At 68.9% G+C, this 20,625-nt stretch carries 19 protein-coding genes; 14 read left to right on the top strand and 5 right to left on the bottom strand.

Annotated elements, in window-relative coordinates:
* Window positions 1-116 precede the first annotated feature (116 nt).
* The 3 genes from pmbA (at window position 117) to aceA (ending at window position 4,624) form a co-directional block, all read left to right on the top strand.
* A complete protein-coding gene (pmbA, locus tag QRD43_RS21435; RefSeq protein WP_285984554.1) occupies window positions 117-1,517 on the top strand; it encodes a metalloprotease PmbA in 1,401 nt (466 codons plus the stop codon).
* Window positions 1,518-1,798: 281 nt separating this feature from the next.
* Entirely contained in the window at window positions 1,799-2,881 is a 1,083-nt protein-coding gene (locus tag QRD43_RS21430; RefSeq protein WP_285984553.1) for a TRAP transporter substrate-binding protein, read from the top strand.
* A 444-nt stretch (window positions 2,882-3,325) separates the two neighbouring features.
* A complete protein-coding gene (gene aceA, locus QRD43_RS21425) occupies window positions 3,326-4,624 on the top strand; it encodes an isocitrate lyase (RefSeq protein WP_434063919.1) in 1,299 nt (432 codons plus the stop codon).
* Window positions 4,625-4,936: 312 nt separating this feature from the next.
* Here the strand turns inward: aceA and QRD43_RS21420 are convergent, their stop codons facing one another.
* Window positions 4,937-6,079: a 4-hydroxybutyrate dehydrogenase gene (locus tag QRD43_RS21420; protein ID WP_285984552.1), complete on the bottom strand. Its 1,143-nt coding sequence runs from the start codon at window positions 6,077-6,079 to the stop codon at window positions 4,937-4,939.
* Between the two features lie 143 nt (window positions 6,080-6,222).
* Between QRD43_RS21420 and QRD43_RS21415 the strand changes: the two genes are divergently transcribed.
* Window positions 6,223-7,131 (top strand): alpha/beta hydrolase, encoded by a 909-nt coding sequence (locus QRD43_RS21415; RefSeq protein WP_285984634.1) that lies wholly within the window; start codon window positions 6,223-6,225, stop codon window positions 7,129-7,131.
* Between the two features lie 2 nt (window positions 7,132-7,133).
* Entirely contained in the window at window positions 7,134-7,991 is an 858-nt protein-coding gene (locus tag QRD43_RS21410) for a YbgC/FadM family acyl-CoA thioesterase (protein ID WP_285984633.1), read from the top strand.
* 32 nt (window positions 7,992-8,023) lie between these two features.
* Here the strand turns inward: QRD43_RS21410 and QRD43_RS21405 are convergent, their stop codons facing one another.
* Together QRD43_RS21405 and ygfZ are read right to left on the bottom strand one after the other, a co-directional pair.
* Complete coding sequence (locus QRD43_RS21405) at window positions 8,024-8,293, bottom strand: DUF4936 family protein (RefSeq protein ID WP_285984551.1); 270 nt, start codon at window positions 8,291-8,293, stop codon at window positions 8,024-8,026.
* Window positions 8,290-9,288, bottom strand: coding sequence for a CAF17-like 4Fe-4S cluster assembly/insertion protein YgfZ (gene ygfZ / locus QRD43_RS21400; protein WP_285984550.1), 999 nt, complete (start codon window positions 9,286-9,288; stop codon window positions 8,290-8,292). Before ygfZ ends, QRD43_RS21405 begins: the two co-directional genes overlap by 4 nt.
* Before the next feature lie 152 nt (window positions 9,289-9,440).
* Here ygfZ and mltG point away from each other — a divergent pair, with 152 nt between their 5' ends.
* From mltG to QRD43_RS21360, 8 genes are all read left to right on the top strand, one after another.
* Complete coding sequence (gene mltG, locus QRD43_RS21395; protein ID WP_285984549.1) at window positions 9,441-10,436, top strand: endolytic transglycosylase MltG; 996 nt, start codon at window positions 9,441-9,443, stop codon at window positions 10,434-10,436.
* Window positions 10,437-10,490: 54 nt separating this feature from the next.
* Window positions 10,491-11,102 (top strand): dTMP kinase, encoded by a 612-nt coding sequence (gene tmk, locus QRD43_RS21390; protein ID WP_285984548.1) that lies wholly within the window; start codon window positions 10,491-10,493, stop codon window positions 11,100-11,102.
* Window positions 11,096-12,133 (top strand): DNA polymerase III delta subunit-related protein, encoded by a 1,038-nt coding sequence (locus QRD43_RS21385; RefSeq protein ID WP_285984547.1) that lies wholly within the window; start codon window positions 11,096-11,098, stop codon window positions 12,131-12,133. Before tmk ends, QRD43_RS21385 begins: the two co-directional genes overlap by 7 nt.
* A gap of 180 nt (window positions 12,134-12,313) precedes the next feature.
* The gene (locus QRD43_RS21380; protein WP_434063918.1) at window positions 12,314-12,715 is read left to right on the top strand and encodes a PilZ domain-containing protein; all 402 of its coding nucleotides are present in this window, start codon (window positions 12,314-12,316) and stop codon (window positions 12,713-12,715) included.
* A 71-nt stretch (window positions 12,716-12,786) separates the two neighbouring features.
* Window positions 12,787-13,566 carry a TatD family hydrolase gene (locus QRD43_RS21375; protein ID WP_285984546.1) on the top strand — a complete coding sequence of 260 codons (780 nt, stop codon included), beginning with the start codon at window positions 12,787-12,789 and terminating at the stop codon, window positions 13,564-13,566.
* Window positions 13,563-14,282, top strand: a complete 720-nt coding sequence (locus tag QRD43_RS21370) for an ankyrin repeat domain-containing protein (protein WP_285984545.1) — start codon at window positions 13,563-13,565, stop codon at window positions 14,280-14,282. Before QRD43_RS21375 ends, QRD43_RS21370 begins: the two co-directional genes overlap by 4 nt.
* Before the next feature lie 150 nt (window positions 14,283-14,432).
* On the top strand, window positions 14,433-14,711 hold the full coding sequence (locus QRD43_RS21365) for a hypothetical protein (protein ID WP_285984544.1): 279 nt from the start codon (window positions 14,433-14,435) through the stop codon (window positions 14,709-14,711).
* 195 nt (window positions 14,712-14,906) lie between these two features.
* Window positions 14,907-15,887, top strand: coding sequence for an amino acid ABC transporter substrate-binding protein (locus QRD43_RS21360; protein WP_285984543.1), 981 nt, complete (start codon window positions 14,907-14,909; stop codon window positions 15,885-15,887).
* Between the two features lie 746 nt (window positions 15,888-16,633).
* On the opposite strand, the gene QRD43_RS21355 is transcribed toward QRD43_RS21360, so the two are convergent.
* A complete protein-coding gene (locus QRD43_RS21355; RefSeq protein WP_285984542.1) occupies window positions 16,634-17,980 on the bottom strand; it encodes a sigma-54-dependent transcriptional regulator in 1,347 nt (448 codons plus the stop codon).
* A gap of 1 nt (window position 17,981) precedes the next feature.
* Window positions 17,982-19,892, bottom strand: a complete 1,911-nt coding sequence (locus QRD43_RS21350) for a sensor histidine kinase (protein ID WP_285984541.1) — start codon at window positions 19,890-19,892, stop codon at window positions 17,982-17,984.
* A 367-nt stretch (window positions 19,893-20,259) separates the two neighbouring features.
* On the opposite strand from QRD43_RS21350, the gene QRD43_RS21345 reads away from it, so the two are divergent.
* A partial coding sequence (locus QRD43_RS21345) for a branched-chain amino acid ABC transporter permease (RefSeq protein WP_285984540.1) occupies window positions 20,260-20,625 on the top strand: 366 nt, incomplete at its 3' end.

Below are 20,625 nucleotides of genomic sequence, written 5' to 3'. Positions count from 1 at the left end.
GGCTCGATACGGCAGGGGCGTCGCCCGTGTCCGCCAGGATGCGGCGGCCGGGGCGCCAAGCCTCGTATGATAGTCGCCCACCCTGGCTGCATGCCGGTTTGACCTCATCCCTGCCCATGTCCAACACCCACGCCAAGACCTCCGACTCCAGCGCCCATGCCGTGCACGGTTTCGCCTACAGCCAGGATCAGTTCCGCCAGTTGGTGGAAGACGCCTTGAACGAGGCCCGCCGCCTGGGCGCGAGCGACGCCGGCGCCGAGGTGTCCGAGGGCTGCGGCCTGTCGGTCTCGGTCCGCCAGGGCGAGCTCGAGAACGTCGAGCGCAACCGGGACAAGACGCTGGGCATCTCGGTGTACGTCGGCCAGCGCCGCGGCAACGCCAGCACCTCAGACTTCTCCCCGAAGGCGCTCAAGGACACGGTCCGCGCCGCCTTCGACATCGCCCGCTTCACCGCCGAGGACGCCTTTGCCGGGCTGCCGGACGAGGACGACCTCGCCCTGGACGCCAGCCAGCGCCCGGAGCTGGACCTGTTCCATCCCTGGGATCTCGATGCCGAGACCGCCGCCCGGCTGGCGCTGCGCTGCGAAGCCGCCACCTTCGAGACGGACCGCCGCATCACCAATTCCGAGGGCGCGGCCGTGTCCGCCCAGCAGTCGCACTTCATCGCCGGCAACACGCGCGGCTTCATGGGCGGCTATGCCAGCTCCCGCCACACGCTGTCGGTGGCGCCCATCGCCGGCCGGGGGGCGGGCATGCAGCGCGATGCCTGGTACAGCTCGATGCGTGCCGCCGAGGATCTGGCCTCGCCGGAAGCCATCGGCCGCTATGCCGCCGAGCGCGCGCTCTCGCGCCTGAAGGCTCGCCGCGTGAAGACGGCCGAGGTGCCGGTGCTGTTCGAGTCGACGGTGGCCGCGGGGCTGCTGGGCGCACTGGTGCAGGCCACCAGCGGCGGCGCGCTCTACCGCAAGGCCAGCTTCCTGCTGGACAGCCTGGGCACGCCGGTGCTGGCCTCGCACATCGATGTGCGCGAGGACCCGCACGAGCTCAAGGGCAAGGGCAGCACGCCCTTCGACGACGAAGGCGTGACCACGCGCCCGCGCAGCGTCGTGGAGGCCGGCGTGCTGCAGGGCTACTTCCTCTCGACCTACTCGGCCCGCAAGCTGGGCCTGCGCACCACCGGCCATGCCGGCGGCTCGCACAACCTGCACATGAGCAGCCGTCTCACGGCGCCGGGGGATGACCTCCCGACCATGCTGCGCCGACTGGGCACCGGCCTTTTCGTGACCGAACTGATGGGGCAGGGCGTCAACTACGTCACCGGCGACTATTCGCGCGGGGCGAGCGGCTACTGGGTCGAGAACGGCGAGATCGCGTTCCCGGTCCATGAGGTGACCATCGCCGGCAATATGCGGCAGATGTTCCAGGACATCCTGGGCATCGGCAACGACGTCTACACACTCGGCAGCAAGAGCGTGGGCTCGGTGCTCATCTCGCGCATGAAGCTCGCCGGCGCCTGAGCGGCTTGCCATACTCACCACCTGACGGCCCGCTCGACGCGGGCCGTCGGCATTTGGAGATGCCGCAGCGCGGGTTTGCGCCACATTCGCTGCGAATCTTCAGCGTCATCTCAGCTTCGTGAAAGCCTCGTTTCAGCCAGTTTTCAGACTGGGCGGGGGATGCACGATTTCGTGCGCCCTTTCACGGGTTTGTACCTGTCAGCACCCTGGAGGGGCACTCCTAGAATCATTTTCGACCTCGGTTTTTCCCCTGTGTTTGATCCCATTTCTAGGAGTCGTGTATGGAACGTCGTTCCTTCGTGAAGCAGGCTGGCCTGGCGGGTGTTCTGGCGGCCGCTTCGGCACCGGCCATCGTGCACGCGCAAGCGAATATCCGCTGGCGCCTGGCATCCAGCTTCCCCAAGTCCCTGGACACCATCTTCGGTGCGGCCGATGTCTTCGCGAAGAAGGTCTCGGAAATGACCGGCGGCAAGTTCCAGGTCTCGGTGCATGCCGGTGGCGAGCTGATGCCCCCGTTCGGCGTGGTGGACGGCGTGCAGAACGGCACCGTCGAGATGGCCCACACGGCGCCGTACTACTTCTTCGGCAAGGACGAGACCTTTGCGCTGGGCTGCGCCGTGCCCTTCGGCCTGAACAGCCGCCAGATGTCGGCGTGGATGGTGGAAGGCAACGGCCTGAAGCTGATGCGCGAGTTCTACCGCAACTACAACATCATCAATTTCCTCGGCGGCAATACCGGTGCGCAAATGGGCGGCTGGTATCGCAAGGAAATCAAGTCCGTGGCGGACATCAAGGGCATGAAGATGCGCATCGGCGGTTTTGCCGGCCGTGTGCTCGAGCGCATGGGCGGCGTGCCGCAGAACATCCCGGGCGGTGAAATCTATTCCGCGCTGGAAAAGGGCACCATCGATGCGGCGGAATGGGTCGGCCCCTATGACGACCAGAAGCTGGGCTTCAACAAGGTCGCCCCGAACTATTACTACCCCGGCTGGTGGGAAGGCGGCCCGCAGCTGGACTTCTACATCAACACCAAGGCCTACGACGGGCTGAGTTCCGAGTACAAGGCCATCGTGGAATGCGCCGCCGCGCAGGCCCACATCGACATGCAGGCCAAGTACGACGCCAAGAACCCGCAGGCGCTCAAGAGCCTGGTGGGCTCGGGCACCAAGCTGTTCAAGTTCCCGCGTGACGTGATGGACCTGGCCTTCAAGGAATCGATGGCCATCTACAGCGAGCTGTCCGCCAAGAATCCGAACTGGAAGAAGGTCTACGAAGACATGGCCGCCTTCCGCCGCGACCAGAACCTGTGGTTCCGCTTCGCCGAGGCCGGCTTCGACGACTTCATGCAGGCACAGAAGCTCTGATCGGCCATCCGGCGCCTCACGCGCCGGACGCCCGCCCGGAACCCCCACGCCGCCAGGCCTGGGGGTTTTTCATTGGGCGCACGAAAATTCCACATCGAGAAATCTCTTCGCCATCAGAGGCCACCGAATCGGCGGGAATGCGGCCGTGGACGAGCCTGGCTCTCGCACTGCGAAACGGCAGGCGATGCGCTGCCGGCCCTGGCCCTCATTTTTCACGATGCGCAATTGGCATTTCAGATCGCAAAATGCCACGCTGCTGCAATGCAGCAAGATTTCTCATCATGGCAAAAATCATTTTGCAATATGGAATTCAAACGCTAAGTCATTGATTCTTAATGAAAAGATTTTTAGTCTTATATAAGACATAAGTCCCCACAAACGCTTGGCGAAGGTCTAGATTTGAGTCCAACGAGTTCTTCGTTTCACATCCACCAGGAGCTAAGCATGACGACTCTGACCCGTGAACAGCAAATCGCCGCCCTCGAGAAGGACTGGGCCGAGAACCCCCGTTGGAAGGGCATCAAGCGCGGTTACACCGCCGCCGACGTCGTTCGCCTGCGTGGCTCGCTCAAGATCGAGCACACCCTGGCCCAGCGCGGTGCCGAGAAGCTGTGGAACCTGGTCAACACCGAGCCCTTCATCAATGCGCTGGGGGCCCTGACCGGCAACCAGGCGATGCAGCAGGTCAAGGCCGGCCTCAAGGCCATCTACCTGTCCGGCTGGCAGGTGGCCGGCGACGCCAACAGCAATGGCGAGATGTATCCCGACCAGTCGCTGTACTCCGTCGACTCCGTGCCGAAGGTCGTCAAGCGCATCAATGCCACCTTCAAGCGCGCTGACGAGATCCAGTGGAGCGAGGGCAAGGACGACACTGACTTCTTCGCCCCCATCGTGGCCGACGCGGAAGCCGGCTTCGGCGGCGTGCTGAACGCCTTCGAACTGATGAAGTCCATGATCGAGGCGGGTGCCGCCGGCGTTCACTTCGAAGACCAGCTGGCCGCTGCCAAGAAGTGCGGCCACATGGGTGGCAAGGTGCTGGTCCCGACCCGCGAGGCCGTGGCCAAGCTCGTCGCCGCCCGTCTGGCGGCGGACGTCATGGGCACCCCGACCGTGCTGCTGGCCCGTACCGACGCCGAAGCCGGTGACCTGGTCACCACCGACGTGGACGACAACGACAAGCCCTTCTGCACCGGCGAGCGCACCGTGGAAGGCTTCTTCCGCACCCGCAACGGTCTGGACCAGGCCATCAGCCGCGGTCTGGCCTACGCGCCCTATGCCGACATGATCTGGTGCGAGACCGGCAAGCCCGACCTGGCCTTCGCCAAGGCCTTCGCCGACGCCATCCATGCCAAGTTCCCCGGCAAGCTGCTGGCCTACAACTGCTCGCCGTCCTTCAACTGGAAGAAGAACCTGGACGACGCCACCATCGCCAAGTTCCAGCGCGAGCTGGGCGCCATGGGCTACAAGTTCCAGTTCATCACGCTGGCCGGCTTCCACAGCCTGAACTACTCGATGTTCGACCTAGCCTACGGCTACGCTCGCAACAACATGAGCGCCTTCGTCGAGCTGCAGGAGAAGGAATTCGCCGCTGCCGACCGTGGCTTCACGGCCGTCAAGCATCAGCGTGAGGTCGGCACCGGCTACTTCGACGCCGTGACCACGACCATCGAAGCCGATGCCTCCACCGCGGCGCTGAAGGGCTCGACGGAAGACGAGCAGTTCTTCGACAAGAAGCACGGCTGATCCGCCGAATCCGCTGGCTGCCCGGCTCGAGCCCGGGCGCCGGACGGGCCCAAAGGCAAGGCCTGACCCCGCAAGGGGTCAGGCCTTTCTACTTGCCCCGCGGTGCGATGGGGTCCCTTCGATTGGCACGAGCTCAGCAGTGGTGGAGCCGGGCGGCGGGGGGCGATGCCGCAGGCCACAGGGGAGGACCGCGAAGCGGGAGGGAGGACACGGTGCCATCGAGCTCACCCGCCTCCCGGCGGGCGCTCGGTGGTCGCTCGCCGCCTCTTGTTCGGGGCTCCTGTTGAAGTTGCTCCTCGCTGGTCCGACCACTCAAGCGCATGCCTTCAGCAGCGCCTCGTAGTCCGCTGCGCTCGCCACCCGTGGATTCGTCCCATGGCAGTGATCCTTCATCGCCCGCTCGATGATGAGGTCGGCATCGGACAGATCCAGTCCCATCTCGGACAGGCGTGTGGGGAGGGCCAGGTCTTGCGTCCGCTGGCGCAGGGCTTCTGCCAGCGCCTCAGGCGCGGCATCGGTCACACCCATCGCCTGCGCCAGGCGAGCCAGCTTGTCCTCGGCCTGCATGGACGCATGCGGGGCGTTGAATCGCAGCACCGCCGGCAGAAAGACGGCATTGAGCGTCCCGTGATGCGCCCGCGGATGCAGCCCGCCGATTGCGTGGCTCAACGAATGCACGCAGCCCAGCCCCTTCTGGAAGGCCATGGCCCCCATGCTGCTGGCGCACATCATCTGCAGGCGGGCGTCCAGGTCCTCGCCCTGATGCACCGCGCGTTCGATGGCGCCCCATCCGCGCCGCAGGCCCTCCAGCGCGATGCCGTCGGCCACCGGATTGAAGGCGGCCGACATGAAGGTCTCCAGGCAGTGGGCGAGGGCGTCCATGCCCGTCGCCGCGGTGAGCCCGGCCGGCAGCGCCTGTGTGAGCTCTGGGTCGCACAGGGCCACTCGCGGCAGCAGGTGCCAGGAGTGGAAGCCCAGCTTGCGCCCGTCGTCCGTGATCAGCAGGCTGCCCCGGGCCACCTCGCTCCCGGTGCCGGCGGTCGTGGGCACGGCAATGATCGGCAAGGCCTGCGGACCGATGCGGGCGCTACCGCCCTCGATGGTGGCGTAGTGCTGCAGCGGGCCGTCATGCGTGGCCATCAGCGCCAGGCCCTTGGCCAGGTCGATGCTGGAGCCTCCGCCGATGGCGATGAGTCCGTCGCAGCCCGCGTCCTGCCAGCATTGCCAGGCCGCCCGCACGGCAGCCTCCGTGGGATTGCCGGGCGTGCCGTCGAAGATCGCCAGCGGCCAGCCTTCCAGGCCTTCCAGCGCGCGATCCAGCACCCCCGCGGCCCGCACGCCCGCATCCGTCACGATCAGCGGCTTGCGCCAGCCCAGCGCCCGGGCTTCCTCAGCGAGGCGCAATCGCGCGCCGGCCTCGAGATACACGGGGTTGACGAAGCGGATCAATGCCATGGGATGCCCTTTCCGGTCCAGTGGTGCGGTGTCGTGGGCGGGCCGGGACGGGTCTGCGAAAATGCGCAGCCCTGGCCGGCACGCGATGCGCTGCAGCCTACGTCCTGGAGTCCCTTTTGAGTAGCACCTTGTTGACACCGCGCATGGCCGCGGTGCTGGAACGCATCCATCGCGCCAACCGCCCGGCCTTCCACAGCCTGACGCCCCGGCAGGCGCGCATCGGCTACCTGATGGGGGCGGAGATCCTGGATCTGCCGCGGGCCCCGCTCCCGCGCGTCGAGACCTTCACCGTCCCCGGCGCCGAAGGCCCGCTGCAGGCTCGGCTCTATGCCGCCAGCGACGAGCGCCTGCCCGTGCTGCTGTACTTCCATGGCGGCGGATTCACCATCGGCAGTCTGGAGACGCACGACAGCCTGTGCCGCCAGCTGGCCCTGCGCAGTGGCTGCGCCGTGATCGCGCTGGACTACCGCCTGGCCCCCGAGCACCGTTTCCCCGCCGCGGTCGATGACTGCTGGGCCGTGATGAAGTGGCTGCCGGGTGCGGCCGAGGCCCTCGGCCTCGACGGGAGCCGGCTCGCCGTCGGTGGCGACAGCGCCGGCGGCACGCTCGCCGCCGTCTGCGCGCTGCACGCGCGCGACCTTGGCCAGCCCCTGGCGCTGCAGCTCCTGATCACGCCCGGCACCACGGCCCACGCGGACACCCCCTCGCACAAGCTCTTCGCGCAGGGCTTCCTGCTCGATGCCTCGTCCATCCAGTGGTTCTTCGACCACTACATCGAGCACCACCACCGCCGGGACTGGCGCTTCGCGCCGCTGCTGGCGCCGGACCACGCGGAGGTGGCACCCGCCGCGCTGATCCTGGCCGAGTGCGATCCGCTGGTCGACGAAGGCCTGGCCTACGGCGACCTGCTGCGCAGCCAGGGTGTGCCGGTGCAGCTCGAGCTCTTCCGCGGCGTCACCCACGACTTCATCAAGATGGGGCGCACCATTCCCGAAGCCCTGCAGGCCCTGGATGCCTGCGCCGCTGCCCTCAAGGAGGCCTTGAAGCCATGAGCATGACCCGTCAGGAATTCCGCTGCCTCGAGCGCCTGCGTGTGCGCTGGGCCGAGATCGACGCCCAGCAGATCGTCTTCAACGCGCACTACCTGGGCTACTTCGACACCGCCGTCGGCGCGTACTGGCGCGCCTTGGCGCTGCCCTATGCCGACACCATGACGTCGCTGGGGGGCGACCTCTTCGTGCGCAAGTCCACCGTCGAGTACCTCGGCTCGGCCCACTACGACGACCTGCTGGACATCGGCGTGCGCTGCGCCAAGGTCGGCACCACATCCATCACCGTGCAGTGCGCCGTGTTCCGGGGCGATGAGCTGCTGGTGCACGGCGAGCTGGTCTATGTGTTCGCCGGTGCCGAGCATCAGCGCCCGCTGCCCGTGCCGCCGGCGCTGCGCCAGACGCTGCTGGGCTTCGAGGCGGCCGAGCCCATGGTCACGGTGCAGGTGGGCGACTGGGGGGCGCTGGGCGCCCATGCCGGCGCCATCCGTCAGGCTGTCTTCGTGCAGGAGCAGAAGATCCCGGCGGACATGGAGTGGGACGCGGCGGACGCCTCCTGCGTGCATGCCGTGGCCTACAACCGCCTGGGCGTGCCGCTGGCGACCGGCCGCCTGCTCGAGCATGTGCCGGGTGTCGCCAAGATCGGGCGCATGGCCGTGATGCGCAGCATGCGCGGGGCGCGCATCGGCCGCGAGGTGCTGGAGGCGCTGATGCAGGCGGCGCGCGCGCGGGGGGATCGGGAGGTGCTGCTGCACGCGCAGCTCTCGGCGGCGAGCTTCTACATGCGCGCCGGCTTCCAGCAGCGCGGCCCGGTCTTCGAGGAGGCCGGCATCCAGCACGTGGAGATGGTCCGCAGCCTGTGAGGCCGGCGGCGGGCCCGCGGGCCCGCCCGGGGTCAGACGGGCACGAACTGCTCCAGGTGCCGCGGCCCCTGGATGTAGGCCGCGAGCGCCGCGGCGAGCGCCGGCTCGGTCTGGGCCCCCGTCTCGGCGGCGTGCACTTCCATCCACGTCTGCAGCGCACCTGCGCCGGCATCCAGGCGACGCATCAGGCGCACACTGCCGGCCGGCACGGCCGCCCGGTAGGCGGCCAGGGCGGCCACGGTGTCCGACTCGTGGATGCGGTAGTAGACGAAACGCTCGATTCCAGGCGGGGTGGCGCTCATTGGGGCTCCGAGATCTCGTAGGGCAGGGCCTGCTGGCGCAGGAGGGGGCCCTGGGCCGCGCCCAGGTGCAGCGTGCCGGCGGTCAGCGCCGCCAGCTTGGTCTCGACCAGCAGCAGGCTGCCCGTGCCTTGGGCCGCCACGCTCGCCACCAGGCCGGCAGGCTGCTCAGGATCCTCGCTGTGGAAGACCTCCTGGCCGAGCTGGGCCACCGCGTCGCAGGCGAAGGCAAAGGTGCGGCGCTTGATGGTGCCGCGGTACTGGCTGCGGGCCACGATCTCCTGGCCGGGATAGCAGCCCTTCTGGAAATTGACGCCGCCCAGCAGTTCGAGGTTGAGCATCTGCGGCACGAACTGCTCGGCGGTGGCACTGCGGATCCAGGCGAGGCCCGAGGCGACATCGAGTGCGCCCCAGTCGGCGGCATCGAGCAGGGGCAGTGCAGGTGCCGCGGCATCGGCCGGGGCCAGCATCAGGTAGCGGGGCAGGGCGCCCGCGTCGGGGAGGCGGGTGATCCAGGCCAGGCGGCCGTCCGGCAGGGACTTGCCCGACGCGGCCCAGGCGGTCGCGGGCGCCTCGGCACCCAGCCATGCCTGCGCCGCGGCACCCGCGAGGCCCCACACTGCCCAGCCCTCGGGCTGGGCGCTGCCGGCGTCTGCCAGCTTGCACTTGGCGCGCAGCACGAACATCGACAGGCGCTTGAGCGTCGGCGGCAGCACATCCGACGGCAGGGCCAGCAGGACGGTGTCCGCCGCCGGCTTGAACGCCACCATCGTCGCCAACAGCCGCCCCTTGGCGGAGCAGTAGCCGGCCAGCCGCGCCTGCTGCGGCGTCTGCAGGGCCAGGTCTTGCGTCAGCTGGCCGTGGAGGAACTTGGCGGCGTCTTCACCACGGGCGGCCATCACGCCCCAGTCGTCCAGACGGACGGCCCCCTGGAGGTCGGTGGGCAGGGCGGGCACGGGAAGCGGGTTCGGGGAGAGGGAGGGCGTTGCTTGGCTCATGGGCGAATTATGATTTGCCCGGCCCGGCCCTGGGCGCAGCAAGGTTGAGACCGCGCGCACGGGCCGTGACGGGGGCGGCACGTGCCGGGTCTCCGTTCTCCTCGCGTCGTGCTCGTCCCTCCGTTCCCAGCCTGCCTCGCCCACCCCTGGTCATGTTCAAGTTCCTGCGCACCCTCGTCCTGCTGGCCCTGCTCGCCGCTCTGGCCCTGGCCGGCGCCGCCTGGTGGTGGCTCCAGCGCCCGCTCAGTCTGGCCGCACCGACGGTGGAGCTCTCCATCGAGCCGGGGGCCTCGCCCCGGGAGGTGGCCGGTGCCTGGGTGCTGGCCGGCGTGCAGGAGGATGCCCGGCTCCTGTACCACTGGTTCCGATGGTCCGGTCAGGCGCGGCAGATCCGGGCGGGCAGCTACGAGATCCACCAGGGCATCACGCCTCGCGGGCTGCTCGACAAGATGGTGCGCGGCGAAGAGGTGCTGGAGCAGGTCCGCCTCATCGAGGGCTGGACCTGGCGGCAGTTCCGCGCGGCGCTGGCGCGCGCCCCGGCGCTGAAGCAGACCCTCCAGGACGTCGACGACGCCGCCGTGATGAGCCGCCTCGGCCTGCCCGGCGCCTCGCCCGAGGGGCGCTTCTTCCCGGATACCTATGCCTACAGTCGCGGCGTGAGCGACCTCACCGTGCTGAAGCGGGCCGCCCAGGCCATGCAGCGCAAGCTCGATGCCGCCTGGGCCGCCCGGGCGCCGGGGCTGCCTCTCAAGAGCGCGGACGAGGCCCTGATCCTGGCCTCCATCGTCGAGAAGGAGACCGGTGCCGCCGCCGACCGCGCGATGGTGGCCTCGGTGTTCGTGAACCGCCTGCGCATCGGCATGCCGCTGCAGACGGACCCGACGGTCATCTACGGGCTCGGCGCGGCCTTCGACGGCAATCTGCGCAAGCGCGACCTGCTGGCGGACACCCCCTACAACACCTACACCCGCGGCGGCCTGCCGCCCACGCCGATCGCCATGCCCGGCGTGGCCTCGCTGCAGGCGGCGCTGCACCCGGCGCCGAGCAAGGCGCTGTACTTCGTGGCGCGGGGCGACGGCAGCAGCGTCTTCTCGGACGACCTGGCCGCGCATAATCGCGCCGTCAATCAATACCAGCGCGGGCGCTGAGCCCGCGCTCCTCTTTGGCACCGGCAACGGCGCGAACCCCAGGACACACACAGCGTGAGCGGTCGATTCATTTCCTTCGAGGGCATAGACGGGGCGGGCAAGTCCACGCACATCGCGGCCGTCAGTGCGCGGCTGCGCGCGGCGGGTGCCGAGGTCGTCAACACCCGCGAGCCGGGCGGCACGCCGCTGGCCGAGCGCCTGCGCGAGCTGGTCCTGCACGAGGGCATGGACGTGCTCACCGAGGCGCTGCTGGTCTTCGCCGGGCGCCGGGACCACCTGCGCCAGGTCATCGAGCCGGCCCTGGCGGCCGGGCGCACGGTGGTCAGCGACCGCTTCACGGACGCCAGCTTCGCCTACCAGGGCGGCGGCAACGGCCTGCCGCTGGCGGTGCTCGATCAGCTGGAATCCTGGGTGACGCAGGGCCGCCAGCCGGACCTCACGATCTGGTTCGACCTGCCGCCGGCCATGGCCGCCGCGCGCCGGGCCGCGGCCCGTGACGCCGACCGCTTCGAGCAGCAGGACCTCGATTTCTTTGAGCGCGTGCGCGCCGGCTACGCCGCCCGTGCCACCGCGGCGCCGCAGCGCTTCGCCCGCATCGATGCCAGCGGAGATGTCGCCAGCGTGTCCGCCCAGATCGTGGCCGTCCTGGAGCAGCGCGGATGGTGAGCATCAAGGAAGACGGCGCGCTCCCGCTGCCCTGGCTCGCCGCGCCGCTGACCCACGCGCTGCAGCAGGCGCGCTCGCATGCCTTGCTGGTGCAGGGTCCCGAAGGCGTCGGCCAGCTGGAGATGGCACTGGCGCTGGCGCAGTCCTGGCTGTGCGAGGCCCCGCTCTCCACGGGCCTGGCCTGCGGGCGCTGCGTGAGCTGCCATCTCTTCCAGTCCCGGTCGCACCCGGACTTCCTGCTGCTGGTGCCGGATGCCCTGCGCGAGTCGCTGGGACTGGATGCGGACGACGCCGGACCCGCCAAGGACGGCGAGGCCAAGGCAAGCAAGAGCAAGCCGAGCCGCGAGATCAAGGTCGATGCCGTGCGCGCCATGCTGGGCTTTGCCCAGGTCACGGCGGCACGCGGCCGGGCGAAGGTGGTGGTGCTGTTCCCCGCCGAGAGCCTCAACACGGTGGCGGCCAATGCGCTGCTCAAGACGCTCGAGGAGCCCACCGGGCTGCTGCGCTTCGTGCTGGCCAGCAGTGCGCCGGAGAGCCTTCTGCCGACCATCCGCAGCCGCTGCCAGCCGGTTCCGCTGGGTCTGCCGCCGCGCGAGCAGGCGCTCGCCTGGCTGGCGGAGCGCGGCGTGGCCTCGCCGGACGTGCTGCTCGACGCCTGTGGCGGCCGGCCGCAGCAGGCGCTGCAGTGGTCCGAAGACGGCATTGCTGCCAAGACCTGGCTGGAACTGCCGCGCCGCATCGCCCGCAACGAGACCGGCGTGCTGAGCGACTGGCCCGTGCCGCGTGCCATCGAGGCGCTGCAGCGCCTGGCGACCGATCTCATCCGCACGGCCCATGGCGCCCCCTCGGCCTACTTCCCGCGGGACGCACTGCCCGCTGCGCGCAACCCCGACGCCATGCAGGAATGGGCGCGCATCCTGCGTGACGCCGCCCGCCACGCCGAGCATCCACTCAATGCCAACCTGCTGATGGAATCGCTGGTGGGGCAGGGGCAGCGCCTGATGCGGGTGGCGGTGCGCAAGGACGCTTGAGGGGTTGGTGAAGGGCTGAGGGCGGCGCCGTTCAAGGTCGGACGACATCCGGCCAGGGCGCTCCTCGCACCGGCCGTCCCCTCGTGCACGGTCTATGCGTGACGCTGTCCCTTCAATTGCTCACAGATCCGAGGACCCGTGCCTGTCGCGGGGCCGGAGGCATTCGTTACACTTGCCCGCATGAGTGACATCCCCGCCAAGTCCCAGGCCGCAGCCCTGGCTGCCGCGCAGCCCGGTGGGGGCGCCCGCCCCAGCATGATGCAGCTGGTGTTCAAGGAGAAGGGGGCGCTCTACGCCGCCTACATCCCGGCGTTCACCGATGGCGGCCTGTTCGTGCCCACGCCGCGCGAGTACAAGCTCGGCGAAGACATCTACCTCATCCTCACCCTGCCGGAAGATCCGCAGCGCTACCCGATCGCGGGCAAGGTCGCCTGGATCACGCCGGCCAACGCCTCCGGCGGCCGCACGCAGGGCGTCGGCGTGAAGTTCCCCGGGGACGAGAAGACGCGCCTGATCCGCCTGAAGATCGAGGAGATCCTCGGCACGGCCATCTCCTCGACCAAGCCGACCCAGACGCTCTGATCCCGCCCGGCGGGCCTGCCGCACGCACAGGCCTGCTTGCCGGGGCTGCGGTCGTCGCCACTGCCATCGCCATGTTCATCGATTCCCATTGCCACCTGAGCTTTCCCGAGCTCCAGGCCCAGCTGCCCGAGATCCTCGCCGCCATGCAGGCCGCGCAGGTCGTGCAGGCGCTGACCATCTGCACCACCATGGAGGAGTTCCCCGCCGTGCGGGCGCTGGCGGAGGCCCATCCGCAGCTCTTCGCCAGCGTGGGCGTCCACCCGGACAACGAGGACGTGCACGAGCCCACCGAGGACGAGCTGGTCGAGGCCAGCCAGCACGAGAAGGTGCTGGCCATCGGCGAGACGGGGCTGGACTACTACCGCCTGAACGGACGCACGCTGGCCGACATGGAATGGCAGCGGGAACGATTCCGCACCCACATCCGTGCTGCGCGCCGCGTGAACAAGCCGATGGTCATCCACACGCGCTCCAGCGCCGCCGATACCTTGCGCCTGCTCAACGAGGAGGGCGGCGAGCAGGCCGGTGGCGTCTTCCACTGCTTCACCGAGAGCCTGGACGTGGCCAAGGCGGCGGTGGACCAGGGCTACTACATCTCCTTCTCCGGCATCCTCACCTTCAAGAACGCCGCGGACCTGCGCGAGGTGGCGGCGGCCCTGCCGCTGGACCATCTGCTGATCGAGACCGACAGCCCCTACCTGGCACCCGTGCCCTACCGCGGCAAGACCAACAGCCCGGCCTATGTGCCGCATGTCGCGGTGCAGCTTGCGGCCATCAAGGGTCTGAGCGTCGAGGCCGTGGCGGAGGCCACCACGGCCAACGTCCGGCGCCTGTTCCGCATGCCGGCATGAGACCCGCCGACCGCTCCGTCAAGAGGCTGGCCCTGGCTGTCACGCTGGCCCTGGCGGGCGGGCTGGCGCCGCAGGTGCGCGCGGCGGAGCCACCCGTCGCGCCTCGCGTCTCCTTGTTCCGACCCGCCACGCCGGATGAATTCCGCGACCTCATGCTGGCCGCCGTGCGCGATCAGCCCAGCTTCGTGATGAAGCTGCTGCTCGACGGCGTCGATCCCAACCAGGCGGACGAGCAGCGCAACACGGCGCTGCACAAGGCCCTGATGGAGGAGTCGGAGCGGGTGGTGAAGCTGCTGATCGAGCATCCGCAGATGGACGTCAACGCCATCAACCAGGCAGGTGAAACCCCGCTGATGCTGGCCGCCCTGCGCGGGCGCCTGCCCTGGGTGCAGGCCCTGGTGCAGCGCGGCGCCCTGATCAACGAGGCCGGCTTCACGGCGCTGCACTACGCCTGCAGCGGTCCGGACAATGGCGTCACGGCCTGGCTGATCGCGCAGGGGGCGGACATCGACGCCCGCTCGCCCAACGGCAGCACGCCGCTGATGATGGCGGCCGGCTACGGCTCGCCGGACAGCGTCGACGTGCTGCTGCAGGCCGGCGCCGACACCCGCCTGGTCAACGACAAGGGCCTTGGCGTGCTCGATTTCGCCCGCCGCTCCGGCCGGCCCGAGCTGGTGCAGCGCATCGAGGCCCACCGGCAGCGCGGCGGCCGCTGAGCCCTGCGGCGGGCGCCGCCGCGGGCAGGGCGGCTGACAGCCTCGTCAGGTTTTTTCCGACACGCGCTTTGTCGCCCGTCCGACTGGGCTGACGCGCGGGCAGTGCCTACAGTGGAGCCATCCCAAGACACCGCGCCGCAGGAGACCGCCATGTCCACCCGCCCGACCCCCATCGCCGCCAATCCCTTCGCCATGCTGCTGGACCCCGAGCAGTACGCCCGGGAGGCGGCGCACTCCGACCGCCTCAACCGCCTGCGCAGCCGGATCTACCGCCCGCTGGACAAGCCGCTGATCCCCAAGGCCGTGAGTCCCGAGCAGGCCGCCTTCGACCGTCTGGTGGACAAGACCCGCCTCGCGCCGGAGGACTTCCTGGACGACGAGGGCATCGACGCCGGCATGCAGCCGGCCGCGCTCGACGCCAGCCACTGAACGCCGAGGCAAGCCCGCGTCTGCTGGGGCTTGCACCGTTGCGGCCGGGGCGGCATCGCGCACAATGCGCCCGTTCCTTGCCGCACCCGGCGTCGCGCGGGTCAGGCGGCATTCCGTTCCTGCCTCTCGCTGCGCCGCATGCTCCGTCCTTCTGGTGTTCGTTCCCTCGTCCCTGGCCCCCTCGAGCCGAGGGCGGTGCTGAATGCCGTCCTGGGCCTGGTGGTGAGCGCCCTGGCGTGCCTGGCCAGCCCGGCGACGGCCGCGCCGCAGGCGTCGCCCGGCAACCCCGCCGTTGCCGCCCCCGCACCCGTCACGCCCGCCTCGGCGACCCGCATCGACGGCTCGCGGACGCTGGCCCGCATCCGCGACACCGGCGTCATCGTGATGGGCTACCGCCCCGCGTCGCTGCCGTTCTCCTACCTGGACGGCCGCCTCAAGCCGGTGGGCTATTCCGTCGAGCTGTGCGAGCGCGTGATTGATGCCATCCGCACGCAGCTGCAACTCCCCGATCTCGAGGTGAAGCAGATCGCCGTGAACTCCGCCACGCGCATGCCGCTGGTCGCCAACGGCACGCTGGACCTCGAGTGCGGCATCACCACCCACACGGCGGAACGCGCGCGCACGCAGTCGTTCTCCACCACCACCTACGTGGCGGAAAGCCGGCTGCTGTCCCGACGCAGCCAGATGATGCGCACCGTCGAGGACCTGCGCGGCCTCACCGTGGCCTCGACCATCGGCACGACCAGCCTGCAGTACATGCACCAGCTGAACCTGCAGAAGGGGCTGGGCTTTCGCATCCTTGTCGGCCAGGACGATCAGGAGTCCTTCCGGCTGCTGCAGACCGGTCGCGCCGTCGCCTATGCCATGGACGACGTCCTGCTGCGCAGCCTGATCGCCCAGGTGCGGGACCCGCAGGAGTACTTCATCTCCGAGCAGCCGCTGTCCGTCGAACCCTATGCCATCGGCCTCCCGGCCAACGACCCGCCGTTCAAGCGGCTCGTGGACAGCGTCATCATCGGCCTCTACCGCAGCGGCGACATCCAGGCCATCTACCAGCGCTGGTTCCAGAGCCCCATCCCGCCTCGCAACCTGAACCTCAACCTGCCCATGGGCGAGGCCTTCAAGCGGGTGATCGCGAAGCCGACGGATTCGCCGGAGCCGGCGGTGTATCGGTAGCGCCTCGACCCACGCTCATGCTGTTTGCCGTAGCGGGGCGGTTGAGTGTCGGACGCCTCCCAGCAGGGTCGCCGTCGCGGGACACGGGATGCGGCGATGATCCAACAGGGAGCAAGGTCATATTTCCTTGCGATTTGGCGAGCCGGCGCAAAGAGACTCGGCCGCGTCGCTACCCATGGGCAGGTCCGTGACGTGGAAGAGGCATTTCACCCGAACTTGAATTTCCCCGAAGGAAGCTACGGTCTCGATGCGGTCGGACCCAGGTGAATCCCTGGTGTGGCACGAAGCACCATTCCGGGCCGCGCATGGGATGCTCAAAGGCATAGGCGTCTCCATGCCTTGGTGGGGCGGAAATCTTGACCGAATCGACGCCGGGAAGGTTCACATTGACGTTCTTCCAGTTCTTCAGATCGGCGAATGCGTCATGGGCTGGCGAGAACCCCCTTCGTACCTGCTGTACGGCCTATCGACTGAAGTGCTGGGCCAATGGGAGCAAATGAAAAAGCCCGTCAACGTCCTCGAGGCGGCAGGGGGGACGGCACGGCCATGTCCTGCGTTCTCGATAGTGGACCGCATGTCTTCTGCCGTCGCTTGTGATTGCATTGGCGACAAGACAAGCAAAGAAGCAAGGACGAGTTTGGAAGTTGCCATCTTTTCGGGCGGGAGGCGATACCAGGAATCGCTAAGGCTCTGCCGTAGAGGCACGACGGCCTGACTGACGTGTACATCGACCGGTCTGCTGCTGGTCACCCCCCACTCCGAAACCGCTCCAGCTCGATGCCGTGACGATGCAGCTTGTCGTAGAGCGTCTTCTTCGGCGTGCCCAGCAGCTCCATCACCGCGGGGATCTTGCCGTGGCAGCGCCGCAGGGCCTGCTCGATCAGCGTCTTCTCGATCAGGTCCATCTGACGCGCCAGGGTCAGCGGGACGGGCTCGATCAGCTGGCCGTCGTCGCTGCCGGCGAGGCCCAGCACGAAGCGGTCCGCGGCATTGCGGATCTCGCGCACATTGCCCGGCCAGTCGTGGGACATGAGCTCGCGCAGGCGCTGCGGATCGAGCTCCGGCGCCGGGCGCTCGTAACGGGACGCGGCCTGGGCGATGAAGTGCTGGAAGAGCAGGGGGATGTCCTCGCGGCGCTCGCGCAGGGGCGGGAGCGTCAGCGTGGCCACGTTGAGCCGGTAGTAGAGGTCGCCCCGGAACTGCTGCGCCTCGCTCATGGCCTTGAGGTCGGCCTTGGTGGCGGCGATGACGCGCACATTGATCGGCACCTCCTCGTTGGAGCCCAGGCGCTCCAGCCGCCGCTCCTGCAGCACCCGCAGCAGCTTGATCTGCAGCGGCACGGGCATGGTCTCGATCTCGTCCAGCAGCAGCGTGCCGCCGTTGGCGAACTCCAGCTTGCCCACGCGGCGCTTGGCGGCCGAGGTGAAGGCACCGGGCTCATGGCCGAAGAGCTCGCTCTCGAACAGGTTCTCGGGCAGGCCGCCGCAGTTGATGGCGACGAAGTGGCGGTCGCGGCGCTTGCTCTGGTCGTGTAGGCAGCGAGCCACCAGCTCCTTGCCGGTGCCGGTCTCGCCGAGGATCATCACGTCGGCCGAGGTGTCGGCCAGGTTCAGGATCTGCTTGCGCACCTGCTGCATCGCCGCTGACTGCCCGAGCAGCACGGCCTCGATGCCGTTGGCGCGCTGCAGCTGGGAGCGCAGGTCGTCGACAGCATTGCGCAGCATGCGCTTGTCGAGCGCGCGCAGCGCGGTCTCGACGAAGCGCTCGGGCGCGAACGGCTTCTCGATGAAGTCGTAGGCGCCGATGCGCATGGCCTGCACGGCCATGGCGACGTCCCCGTGAGCGGTGATCAGCACGACGGGAATGCTGGGGTCCACGTTCATCACGTGTTCCAGTAGCCGCATGCCGTCCATGCCGGGCAGGCGCACGTCGCTCATCACCACGATCTGTGCACCGGGCACGATCTCCGGCAACGCCTCCTCGGCCGTGCCGCAGGCCTGCACCTCCAGGCCGGCCAGCTCCAGGGACTGCGACAGACTCAGCCGCACCGGCGGATCGTCCTCGACGAAGAGAACCTTGTAACCCTCAAACATGCTATTCCCAGGCCAGATCAAACTCGAAGCACATGCCGCCGGCCTCTGCGTGCGGCATGTCTGCGGGCGGTACAGCCCTGAGCGTACCGCCGAATTCATGGACGATCTTCGACGAGATCACCAGGCCGAGACCCAGCCCCTGGCCGGCCGGCTTGGTGGTGAAGAAGGGCTCGAAGAGGCGCGGCAGCAGCGCCGGGTCGATGCCGCGGCCGTTGTCCCGCACCTGCACGCGGACGCGCTCGCCGTCCTTGCGTGCGCTGATCAGCAGTCGACGCGGCGAGACATCGTCCATCGCGTCGATGGCGTTGCCCACCAGGTTCACCAGCACCTGCTCCAGCCGGTTGGCGTCGGCCTTCACGCGCAGGCCGTCCGGCAGGGTCAGGTCTTGCCTCACCTCGACCTGCGCGCTGCGCAGGCGGTGCTCCAGCAGCAGGAGCACGTTGGCGATCGCGGTCTGCAGCACGGCGGGCTCGGCGGCATTCTCGGCCTTGCGGGCGAAGCTCTTGAGCTGGCGTGTGATGGCGGCCATGCGCTCCACGACGCTGTCGATGGCCTTGAGGTTCTCGGCCACCGTCTGCGTGCGGCCGGCCTCCAGGAAGCGCAGGGTGTTGGCGGAAAGGGCACGCAGGGCCGTGAGCGGCTGGTTCAGCTCGTGCGAGACGCCCGCTGACATCTGCCCCAGCACGGCGAGCTTGCCGGCCTGCACCAGCTCCGTCTCGGCCTGCAGGCGCTGCGCGATCTGGCGCTTGAGCTCCTCGTTCGTGGTTCGCAGCTCGCGGGTGCGGTGATCCACGAGGCGTTCCAGATCGCCGTGGGCCTTCTGCAGCGCCGTCTGCGCCTGGAAGACCTGCCGCAGCGCACGCCGTCGGGATGCCAGATAGAGGCTCATCAGGCCCACGCTGGCCCCGAAGGCGCCGCCGCCCCAGGTCGCGTAATGGGCCTGCCGCCAGACTTCGGCCGGGTCGGACAGCGTCACCAGGCGCACGCCCAGCGGTGCGGCCACGCGCTGCTGGGCCAGGAGCAGCCCCCCCTCGCGCAGGCCCTTGGCGGCGGGGACGGCCACGAGCAGGGCGTCCTGCTTCTCCATGCCCTCGACATTGAGGCCCATGCCCTGCAGCGAGGCGCCCGGGTAACGCCCCGAGGCTTGCAACGCGGCCTGCACCTCCGGCGTCACGTGCCCGAGGATGCGGTACTTCCACTCGGGCACCGAGGACATGATCAGCACTTCGTTGTCGTCCACCACCAGCAGCTTCTCGCCGTGGGAGCGCAGGCCCAGGTCGATCCAGGTGGCCTCCAGCGGGGCCAGGTTGAGCCGCACGACGACGGCGGCCTGCACCTGACGCTGCTTGCGCACCAGGTGCAGCATGAAGTACTCGGTGCTGCCGTTGCCCTCGTTCACCGCGAAGAAGTGCTGCGCCTGCGCCTGGAGCGCGTCGCGCAGGCGGGACTGCTCGCCGGCGCTCAGCGGGTTGTTGCCGGTGTCACTGGGCTGGCTGCTCGCGAGCACCACGCCCTGGCGGTCGACCAGATAGGACGCGCTGGCCCCGGCCCGGACGGTGATCCGTGCGAGCTTCAGGTCGGCCCGGCGTCGCAGCGCGCCGTCATCGGGCTGGGCAATGAGTGCCTGCACCTCGTCGTCGATAGCGATCAGGTTGGGCAGGTAGTCGTGCCGGGCCAGTTCCGCCTCCAGAGCGGCGGTGTAGAGCTCCAGGCGCTCGCTCGCCACGGCCGCGAGCTGCGCCATGCCGGCGTTCTCGCTCAGCCGCTGGCCCAGCAGCATGCCCAGGGCGACGAGGCCCAGCGTCAGCCACACATGCGCGTTCGGCCGACGCAGGCGGGCGACCCAGCGCCGCCACCAGGGGCGGGTGTCAGGGGGCGGCAGCGCTTGCAGCAGGGCGGGGGGCGACGTCATCAGGTGGCGTAGTGTGCCCAAACGGCGAAGGGGTGTCGCGCCGGTCGCCCAGCGTCGTGCGAGCGGCCGGCCTCGTCAGCCTGGGTTGGAGTGTGGAATTCCGCACAGCCCCGGGTGGGGGTGGGCGGAATTCCGCCCAGTGATCCCGCTGTGACGAACGACACCTTTCCTCGCGGGCAAGCTTTGACCCGTCTCAACGGGAGGCTGGATGCTGATTGGTATTCGAAACAAAGGGTTATCACGGAGAACGCTGGCCGGAGGGGCTTGGTGTTTACCCGAGATTCGGCTGAGGTGGCACGGCTCGTGCAGTACTCGTGCCCAGTGGGGCGGCCGTTTCGCCCGGCGAGAAAGCAAAGGAAGACCTGTTATGGAGACTTTTCTGCAACAGATCATCAACGGTCTGGTGCTCGGGAGCATGTATGCACTCGTGGCACTGGGCTACACGATGGTCTACGGCATCATCAACCTCATCAATTTCGCCCATGGCGAGATCCTGATGGCGGGAGCGCTCACCAGCTGGACGGTCGTCACGCTGCTGGCGGACTCCGGCCTGCCGGGCTGGGCGCTGATGGTGATCGCGCTGATCTGCGCGGTGGCCGTGTGCACCTTCCTGAACTTCACGATCGAGAAGATCGCCTACCGCCCCTTGCGCAGCGCGCCGCGCCTGGCGCCGCTGATCACGGCGATGGGGATGTCGCTGCTGCTGCAGACGCTGGCGATGATCGTGTGGAAG

This window comes from Roseateles subflavus (genome assembly GCF_030285365.1).
GTDB lineage: Bacteria > Pseudomonadota > Gammaproteobacteria > Burkholderiales > Burkholderiaceae_C > Roseateles_B > Roseateles_B subflavus.
This window is presented reverse-complemented; position numbering and strand designations above follow the sequence as displayed.

Excerpts from the sequence above, each read along its gene's own strand:
- QRD43_RS21380 (WP_434063918.1), top strand. The coding sequence starts at position 12,314 with ATGAGTGACATCCCCGCCAAGTCCCAGGCCGCAGCCCTGGCTGCCGCG.
- QRD43_RS21385 (WP_285984547.1), top strand. The coding sequence starts at position 11,096 with ATGGTGAGCATCAAGGAAGACGGCGCGCTCCCGCTGCCCTGGCTCGCC.
- pmbA (WP_285984554.1), top strand. The coding sequence starts at position 117 with ATGTCCAACACCCACGCCAAGACCTCCGACTCCAGCGCCCATGCCGTG.
- ygfZ (WP_285984550.1), bottom strand. The coding sequence starts at position 9,288 with ATGAGCCAAGCAACGCCCTCCCTCTCCCCGAACCCGCTTCCCGTGCCC.
- aceA (WP_434063919.1), top strand. The coding sequence starts at position 3,326 with ATGACGACTCTGACCCGTGAACAGCAAATCGCCGCCCTCGAGAAGGAC.
- QRD43_RS21370 (WP_285984545.1), top strand. The coding sequence starts at position 13,563 with ATGAGACCCGCCGACCGCTCCGTCAAGAGGCTGGCCCTGGCTGTCACG.
- QRD43_RS21350 (WP_285984541.1), bottom strand. The coding sequence starts at position 19,892 with ATGACGTCGCCCCCCGCCCTGCTGCAAGCGCTGCCGCCCCCTGACACC.
- QRD43_RS21430 (WP_285984553.1), top strand. The coding sequence starts at position 1,799 with ATGGAACGTCGTTCCTTCGTGAAGCAGGCTGGCCTGGCGGGTGTTCTG.
- QRD43_RS21405 (WP_285984551.1), bottom strand. The coding sequence starts at position 8,293 with ATGAGCGCCACCCCGCCTGGAATCGAGCGTTTCGTCTACTACCGCATC.
- QRD43_RS21365 (WP_285984544.1), top strand. The coding sequence starts at position 14,433 with ATGTCCACCCGCCCGACCCCCATCGCCGCCAATCCCTTCGCCATGCTG.
- QRD43_RS21420 (WP_285984552.1), bottom strand. The coding sequence starts at position 6,079 with ATGGCATTGATCCGCTTCGTCAACCCCGTGTATCTCGAGGCCGGCGCG.
- mltG (WP_285984549.1), top strand. The coding sequence starts at position 9,441 with ATGTTCAAGTTCCTGCGCACCCTCGTCCTGCTGGCCCTGCTCGCCGCT.
- QRD43_RS21355 (WP_285984542.1), bottom strand. The coding sequence starts at position 17,980 with ATGTTTGAGGGTTACAAGGTTCTCTTCGTCGAGGACGATCCGCCGGTG.
- QRD43_RS21410 (WP_285984633.1), top strand. The coding sequence starts at position 7,134 with ATGACCCGTCAGGAATTCCGCTGCCTCGAGCGCCTGCGTGTGCGCTGG.
- QRD43_RS21415 (WP_285984634.1), top strand. The coding sequence starts at position 6,223 with ATGGCCGCGGTGCTGGAACGCATCCATCGCGCCAACCGCCCGGCCTTC.
- QRD43_RS21375 (WP_285984546.1), top strand. The coding sequence starts at position 12,787 with ATGTTCATCGATTCCCATTGCCACCTGAGCTTTCCCGAGCTCCAGGCC.